The sequence below is a fragment of the Mycobacterium sp. IDUB_19 genome (assembly GCF_055419445.1).
Window position 1 is genome coordinate 1 of the sequence record NZ_JBVAXR010000073.1, and the last position, 7,493, is coordinate 7,493.

The window sequence follows — 7,493 nt, forward strand, 5'->3', positions numbered from 1 at the left end:
ACTACAGCGCTTCGCCGATGTCCGGAAGTAAGGAAATGTCTTCGGGCTGGCCGTTACGAAACATTTCTGCAGTCTCACGCACATTTCTCTTAGCCCAGTCAACGCTGAAATGACTTAGCACCTGGTATTCATACGCAAAGCGTTCTGCTCGGTCTCCCACTTGTTTGGCCGCCTGGCTTGTGACCACGCCCTGGGTGTACCAGTAAAGAAGATCATCAAGGCTGCCCACTTGGTCGAAGCCCAGTTTTCCTCGCTCGTAGAAAGTGAAGTGATACGAGCCGTCCTGGGCAACATAGATATTCAGGCCGTCACGCGTCCGCAACCCGACACGCATTGGTCGAACGCCAAGCTTCTCCGACAACCGGTTTATCTCGGTTTGAAGTTCCGCAGACTTATCTTCCATGGGGCCGTACGTATCCACCAGGCATCCCTTTCTACGGACTTGAGTTCCAGCGCTCGGCTCAGCCCATCTCGACAATGCCTTCGTGTGCACTGGGAAAATACTTCTCGATGCGGCCTCGCACCGATTCCAGGAACTGATTGGTCGTTGGAAACTTTGGCAAGTTAGTTTCCTGTATCTCTTCGAGAGGAACACCTTGCCGAATGGCGAACATGGGAAGGTATTGCCACTTGCCGGACTGATCGGCTAGCCCAAGCACATTAGCGGCATCCAGCGGGGCGATCATACAATTGATCTCGCCCTCCCGCGGTGCATCGTAGATTTGAATCTTGCAGTCGCTCGCACGGAAGAACGCGACAGAGGCCTTTCGCCCCCCTTCATCTACGTCGTCGTCGAACTCATCCAGCTGAAAGCCAAGTTCAGCCAATAAGGGCTCGGCAATCGATCGGATTCCGGCCAAAAATTCTTCTGTCATCTCCGGCCGCCTGTCATCAAGGCCCCCTAAGCCGTACCCGGCGCCCGTAGTGCACCATGAGCAGCCGCGAAATGCGCTCTGAACAGCTCCTCGAGCCAGGACAGCAGTGCCTCGTCGTCGGCATCCAGTCCAGGCGTCGCCAAGTCATCGTGCGCATCGCTGAGCAGCAGCATGAACTGCCATTTCTTTGATCGGTTCAGCAGGCCGAATTCGTTCGGCGCATCGAGAGGTGCGAGCATGAAATCGATCCCGCCGTCCCGAGCCGACCAACAAATCTGGAGTTTGCAGTCCTGTCGGCGATAATAGACTGCCCAAGCGGGACGGTCGCCATAAACCACAGCATCATGTATTTCGTCGAGCTTGAAACCGACACCGGATAACGTGGGCTCCAAAAACCGTTCCACCTCAGCTGGTTCCATGGTTAGCCGCCTCCTACATATATCCACGCATTTCCGCGCTGCTCGTAACCGAACGCCGCAGCGTTGTTTTTCAAGAAGTTAATCTCGAAAGCTGAGTAAGATCGCCGTTGCACGTTGGCTAGCTGTTCGACGCTGTCGAAACCCTCAGGCAAGGCATACTCGATGCGTGGCACGCCGTTCTCCATTTGAGTACGGAGGAACCGTTCGTTGACTTGCCACGCCAGGCTTTGTTCTTGTGAATCACTAAGGCCCACGGTGAGTGCTCTCCAGGTCGGATCGCCAGTATCGAAGTAAATCCCGCCCTCGCCTCTGGCTTCACCGATATAGCCATGTTCATAAAAGTCAAACTTGCCGAGGACTACTCGTTGTGGGTTGTCACCGACGTAGTGAGTCGACATGTCAGCGAGTTGCTGGCTGAGGCTTCGTGTGGGGCCCCCGTGCCCGAACGCGGTATTGAGATCCTCGGCCGCCTGCACTGCCCATGGGTTGTAGCCAAACGGGTGATCGAAGCCGACCGGTGCATGCGGTGAAACAACCGGGCCGACGTCGAGCCCGCCGACGTCAGCCAGTTCGGCCGCCCTGCCTAGGCCGGACCCTTCCGGACCGAAGAGCATCCCGGGCAAGGCGAAGGCAGCATCGGAAGCCTTACCGCCCAGGTAGTAGGCCGGACTCGGCGAGTTCAGAGCATTTTGCACTTCCCCGACTGCCGCGCCCAGCGGGTTTTGGGTCGTCTCGACCGTGCCCTCGAGCATGTGCTCCCACGACTCGAGCGCCCCCGACGCTCCGCGGGGCCCTACCCCGAGAAGGTTATGGATGCTGTCTTCGGTCGCACGCCAACGATCTCCGAACCCTTCACCAAATCCGGCTGGTGGCAACGGCTTTGGCTCCGGAGGAATGTAGGGAGGAATTCCTCCCTGGTCGATCCACCGCTGAGCGCCGGCCACCGCTTCGTTCACGCGTGCCTCGATCTGATCCGGCGGCACGCCGTCGCCGATCATCACTTTGCGTAACAACGCCTTGGCGTTCTCCATCTCTGCCGGGCTCGGCTGAGGGAGCGGAACAGCGCCGGCGGGCAAGAGCATCTCTCCCAACGACCGTGGTTTGCCGCCCACGCCTGCGGGAGCCCGCGGGACACCGCCCGGCCCGGCAGCTGTAGGAGCCGGCGGGCCCTTCGCCGGGGCACCGCCGGGTGGAGCGTCCGCGGCGGCGGTAGGCAGCACCATGTCCTGCCACGTCTTCGGCTTACCCCCTGGCGCCGACGGGTCCTTGGGTGGGGTACCGGCTGGCGGAGCGTCTGCCGCACCAGCGGGCATCAACATGTCTTGCCACGTCTTCGGCTTGCCTCCCGCGGCAGGGTTTGGCGGGCCTTGCGGCGCTGGGGCACCGCCTGGCGCGGATCCGGCAGCATCCGACGGGACTGCACCGACGGCAGCGCCGATCGCGGTGGCAAGCTCATGATCGGCGGTGTGGGCGTGGACCTTGCAGGCGTTGAGCTTGCCCTGCAAGATCGGCAGCTCGTTGGCGAGGTCGATTCGATTCGGCGGAATCCCCCCGGGGCCGGTTTCGATCCGCCAGTCCGGCGTGATGGACCAACCGTTAGCCCCAGCGACCTGTTCGATGCTATCGAGCTCGCGTTTGCAGGCGCTCACATCCGCCTCGGCACGCGACACCGCCGCCGCCACCTGCTTGGATTCGGCGCCGTCTGCCTCGATGTCGCGGCGAATCTTGCCCACGTCGGCGCGAAAAGCGTCACCCGCCTCACCTTGCCAGTCGGCGAGCACGTTGTGCGCCTGTTGCAGGCTGTCCCCCAAGCGCTGCAAGGTATTGGCGCGCCCGGTGGCCGTCTGGAACACCGCGTGAATCGCGTTGAGATCCCAGCGCTTGACGTCAGCCGGAGTCAGCGACCCCACTAGCGACCCCTACTCCTCCACCGACCTGAGCGCGCTGGCCGAGGCGTCGTCGTTCGCGGAGTAACCGACCATCGCCTCGGCGACGTGCGTACCCAACCCACCGACCCGGAGCTTGTGTTGGTTGTGCCGGGCCTCCCACCGAGCCGCGAGCTGGCCTAACGCCAGCTGCGAGGACCCGACCCAACCCGGCGCGGCATCCGCCAGCCCGTCCTCATGGCCGACGAAGTCCATGGCGGCCTCACCGATCCCGTTGAGCACGTGTTTGCTCCCGACGTGCAGGGCAACGAGATCTACATTCAATTCATCGGCCACGACGCCCCCTTCGGTCGGCCGCACGGTGCGGTGAAGCTTAGTCCGTTTTGCGAGGCCACGCCCTTCACCTCGAGGGCTTGGACGGCGTCCCTTGTCATTGCTCATCCCTATCATCGGCTCATGCATACGGTGTCTTCGATAATCGCTTCCGCGGCAGGCTTCGGGGGCTTGCGAGACCGTCACACGGCATGAAGACGGCATTCGTCTTCCTCCCGCTTTACTTCGGGCTGCTTCTTGGTTTCCTGGGGCACCGCGTCTTGCTAGGCCTGGCTGGAGCTTGTTGTGGGCTGCTTTTCGCCGCTTTGATCCAACCGGCCTACCGTCGGTCGCGGTGGCGACTGCGGACCGATGCGGGCATCGGGGAGATTGACGCGATGGACGGCGTCGAGTTTGAGGACTACGTCGCCACACGCATGCAGCGCGCCGGCTGGCAGGTCACCTTCACCCCTGCCGTCGGCGACTACGGCGTCGACCTGATCGCGCAAAAAGACGGCCAGTATGCCGCGATCCAGTGCAAGCGGCACGGTAAAGCGATCGGTGTCGCCGCCGTTCAACAGGTGGTAGCGGGTGCGCGTCATCACGGGTGCACGCGCAGCATCGTGGTGAGCAATCAGGAGTTCACCTCTGCCGCAAAGCAATTGGCCAATACGCACGGCTGCCAATTGATCGGCCGCAAAGCGTTGCAAAGCTGGGTCCCGGCGCCCACGGGAAAGGCGTTGCGTGACTGACGAATTGGATTCAGCCGCAAGCTTTAGCGGCTCTTCGTAATCGAGAGTGCACCTAAGGCTCGGGATATCCCCGTGATGGGTTCGTGTCGTTGAGCTGAGGTGGGGCCTCGGTGGGTGACGATTCGGGTTCCAACACACGACCACCACACCACCGAGGTGACCCGCTAATGCTTGCGCGCCGTCTGTTGTTGCCGACACGATCATGCGCACCATTGAGTTGGGCGTGATGATCACAGATGCCGCCGTCGACGAGGACCAGACAACGATCTTCTGCGCTCCGGTTGCTCGTGATGCGCGCTGCCCGGACTGCGGTCGCCACGGTCGTTACCGCGACACCGTCACCCGGCCACTGACCGATCTGCCGGTCGCCGGCTACCCGTTGGTGTTGCGCGTGGCCGTACCCCGCTACCGCTGTACCACCATCGGCTGTGGTCGCACAGTGTTCAATCAAGACCTGGGGAAAACTGGCGGCGCCGCGGGCTTCGACGACCCGACGGTGTGCCCGGTATGTGTTGCGGCGGTTATTGATCGACCACACCACTATCTCGGCCATCGCCGCCGAGTTGGGCGTGTCCTGGCACACCGTGAGCACGATCGCGATGCGCACGACCGCCGGCCTGGTGGCCGCGGCCAAAGCTGATCGTCTGGCCGGGGTGCGAGTGATCGGCGTCGACGAACACCGCTGGGCGCCGCGACGAGTCGGTGCTGAGGGATTCGTCACGCTGATCATCGACCTCACCCCAGTGCACGATCGCAGCGGTCCGGCGCGACTGCTCGACATGGTCACCGGACGGTCAGCGACCGCGCTGGCCACCTGGCTGGCTGCCCAACCCGCCGACTTCGCCGCCGGAGTCGAGGCGGTGGCGATGGACGGGTTCGCCGGCTACAAGACTGCCGCCACCAAGGTGGTGCCAGATGCGGTCACGGTGATGGACCCGTTCCACGTCGTCGCGTTAGCCGGGGCCAAGCTCGACCTGATCCGCCAACGTGTTCAGCAACAGACCCTCGCCCGACGCGGCCACACGGGGGATCCGTTGTATGGGATCCGGCGCATCGCCCGCACCCGCATCCAGCTGCTCCCAGCCCGCCAGTACAACCGTCTGACCAGCGTGCTTGACGCCGACGAACACATCGCGGTCAAGGTCGCCGTATGTGATCTCTCAGAAGATCATCGCCGCCTACGCTGACTCGAACCGTCGCCGCGGGAAACACGTAATGACCAGGCTGATCGATTCGATCCGCCGCGATGTGCCCGTCGGACTCGAGGAGATCGCCCAACTCGGCCGCACCCTGTGGCGCCGCCGCGGCGACATCCTGGCGTTCTTCGACCATCACGTCTCCAACGGGCCCACCGAAGCCATCAACGGCCGCTTAGAAGCGCTGCGCCGCAACGCCCTCGGATTCCGCAACATCACTCACTATCGAATCCGTTCACTGCTGCACAGCGGCGCACTCCACGCACTCGTCAATGCACTCTGAATTTACGAAGGGCCGGTGATGGCACTGGTGAGCGGTGTTTTTTGGGCGTGCATCGGTGACTTATTTGGTGTCGGTGACGACGACGATCTGACGGATGAAGGTGTTTTCCACGGCGGAGTGAAGGAGAAAATCGGCGACGTTTGCGCGGGATGCTGAGGGGAGGATCGGCATTTTTGTGACATTCTCGAGCACGGTAGCGGTGTATCGGGTGCTGTCCCGGTTGTTCAACGCCCCAGGGTATTCGAGGGTCCATTTCAGATCGCTCGCAGTCAAGAGGACTTCCGACGCGGCTTTGTCGGCGTATTTTTTGCGCAGCGCTGTGCGGAAGATCAGGCCAGCCAGAAATGATGCCTTGGCCAGAGAGTCGCCGACTCCGAACGCGGAGACGACGACGAAGCGATCGACCCCTGACGTTTTCGCAGAAGCGATGACGGCACGGATGGTGTCTGTGATCAACGTGGGGGTTTCGCGGACGTTTTTCACTCCGAGTGTGCTGATGACCGCGTCGTGGCCCTGGGCTGCCGTCGCGATCACGGCGGCGTCGGTGACGTCGCCCCTGACGATTTGAGCGCGAGAGTCAACGTTGGCGTCGGCCCGCCGAACGAGGGCGGTGACCTGGTGTCCCTGGTCGAGTGCCTTTTTGACGAAGGGGACGCCGGTGCGGCCGGTTGCTCCAAGGACAAGAAACTTCATGATATTTCACTTTCTGTTGAGGGATGAATGGGCGTGCTGGTGAATGCGGGTTTTGGGCCTGCATCGTGGCAACCACCCGTCCATCGCCGGAGGACCGTAAGAATCATTGACGACATTAGTCAATTAAACTGACTAATGTCAAGGCGGAGTCCAAGCCTGCTGGCGCCCGCAACCCCCTGGCGGCTCGGGCGAACGGGAAACGGGGGCGGAAGGCTCAGCGCGGCCGGGTTTACCGCTCGTAGGGGTCGGTGATCTCACGGAGTTGATCCAAGATCTGCTGCAGCAACGTGAAGTTGCGGGTGCCCAGGTAGGCCGCCCACTCCTCCAGGATCTCGGTGGATGTCGCCATCGCCACCTCGGCCGCCCGCCGGCCACGTTCCTCGATCACGATCAACCGGGCGCGCCCATCCGTCGGGTCGGGGACTCGGCGGACATAACCCAAGCGTTCCAGTTGATCGACTAGCACCCCGGCGCTCTGCTTGCTCATTTGCGCCTGATCAGCGAGGTCTGTGAGACGCGAACCGTCCGGTGCGATGCGTTGAAACACTCGGACCTGGGCCAGGGTCCAGTCGTCGAACCCGGCATCTTGGATGGCCCGGAAGATTCGGTCTTCCATGTACCGATACGGGATGAACAACGCCACCCCTAGATCAACCGGCTGCGCGTCGTCCATACCGTTCTCGGCTCCATCGCCCAACTGCTCCCATGAGGTACACAACCTACGTCAACACTGCCGGGTCAGATCGCCGCAGACCCGACCGCGGCGGCGCGTGCGCAACCCTCCGCAAGCGCCATCTGGCCATCAGCGAATTCGTACTTCTTGCTGCTGTCAACGGTACTGCTGTATGACTACGGTAGTAAAGGTATTTTACTAGTGTGGGTGTTCGGAGGGTCGCATGACAAGGGGACCGGCCAATTCGCACCCAATACGAACGTGCCGGAGATTACTGGTAACCCCGCGTATTCGTTTTCCGGCACTCTCGATTACGAAGAGCCGCTGTAGCCACGCGTCGTAGCTACCAGTTGCTCGGCGAGTAATCCTTGAGGAAGCAGCCGTACAGATCTTCGCCGGACTCC

The 7,493-nt window shown here is 62.0% G+C and carries 8 protein-coding genes and 1 pseudogene; 2 read left to right on the forward strand and 7 right to left on the reverse strand.

Annotated elements, in window-relative coordinates; genetic code table 11:
• Position 1: 1 nt before the first annotated feature.
• The 5 genes from ACZY0B_RS26200 to ACZY0B_RS26220 all read right to left on the reverse strand — a co-directional run bounded on the left by ACZY0B_RS26200 (position 2) and on the right by ACZY0B_RS26220 (position 3,516).
• A complete protein-coding gene (locus ACZY0B_RS26200; protein ID WP_463767161.1) occupies positions 2-334 on the reverse strand; it encodes a hypothetical protein in 333 nt (110 codons plus the stop codon).
• A gap of 127 nt (positions 335-461) precedes the next feature.
• Complete coding sequence (locus tag ACZY0B_RS26205) at positions 462-875, reverse strand: hypothetical protein (protein WP_463767154.1); 414 nt, start codon at positions 873-875, stop codon at positions 462-464.
• Between the two features lie 26 nt (positions 876-901).
• On the reverse strand, positions 902-1,294 hold the full coding sequence (locus ACZY0B_RS26210) for a hypothetical protein (RefSeq protein ID WP_463767155.1): 393 nt from the start codon (positions 1,292-1,294) through the stop codon (positions 902-904).
• Between the two features lie 2 nt (positions 1,295-1,296).
• On the reverse strand, positions 1,297-3,204 hold the full coding sequence (locus ACZY0B_RS26215) for a hypothetical protein (protein WP_463767156.1): 1,908 nt from the start codon (positions 3,202-3,204) through the stop codon (positions 1,297-1,299).
• 9 nt (positions 3,205-3,213) lie between these two features.
• A complete protein-coding gene (locus ACZY0B_RS26220; protein ID WP_463767157.1) occupies positions 3,214-3,516 on the reverse strand; it encodes an RNA 2'-phosphotransferase in 303 nt (100 codons plus the stop codon).
• A 374-nt stretch (positions 3,517-3,890) separates the two neighbouring features.
• On the opposite strand from ACZY0B_RS26220, the gene ACZY0B_RS26225 reads away from it, so the two are divergent.
• Positions 3,891-4,244: a restriction endonuclease gene (locus tag ACZY0B_RS26225; RefSeq protein WP_463767158.1), complete on the forward strand. Its 354-nt coding sequence runs from the start codon at positions 3,891-3,893 to the stop codon at positions 4,242-4,244.
• A gap of 202 nt (positions 4,245-4,446) precedes the next feature.
• Positions 4,447-5,723: pseudogene (locus tag ACZY0B_RS26230) on the forward strand (ISL3 family transposase).
• Between the two features lie 60 nt (positions 5,724-5,783).
• Here ACZY0B_RS26230 and ACZY0B_RS26235 read toward each other — a convergent pair.
• Both ACZY0B_RS26235 and ACZY0B_RS26240 read right to left on the reverse strand, forming a co-directional pair.
• A complete protein-coding gene (locus ACZY0B_RS26235) occupies positions 5,784-6,416 on the reverse strand; it encodes an NAD(P)-dependent oxidoreductase (protein ID WP_463767159.1) in 633 nt (210 codons plus the stop codon).
• A gap of 229 nt (positions 6,417-6,645) precedes the next feature.
• The gene (locus ACZY0B_RS26240) at positions 6,646-7,089 is read right to left on the reverse strand and encodes a MarR family winged helix-turn-helix transcriptional regulator (RefSeq protein WP_463767160.1); all 444 of its coding nucleotides are present in this window, start codon (positions 7,087-7,089) and stop codon (positions 6,646-6,648) included.
• Positions 7,090-7,493 lie beyond the last annotated feature (404 nt).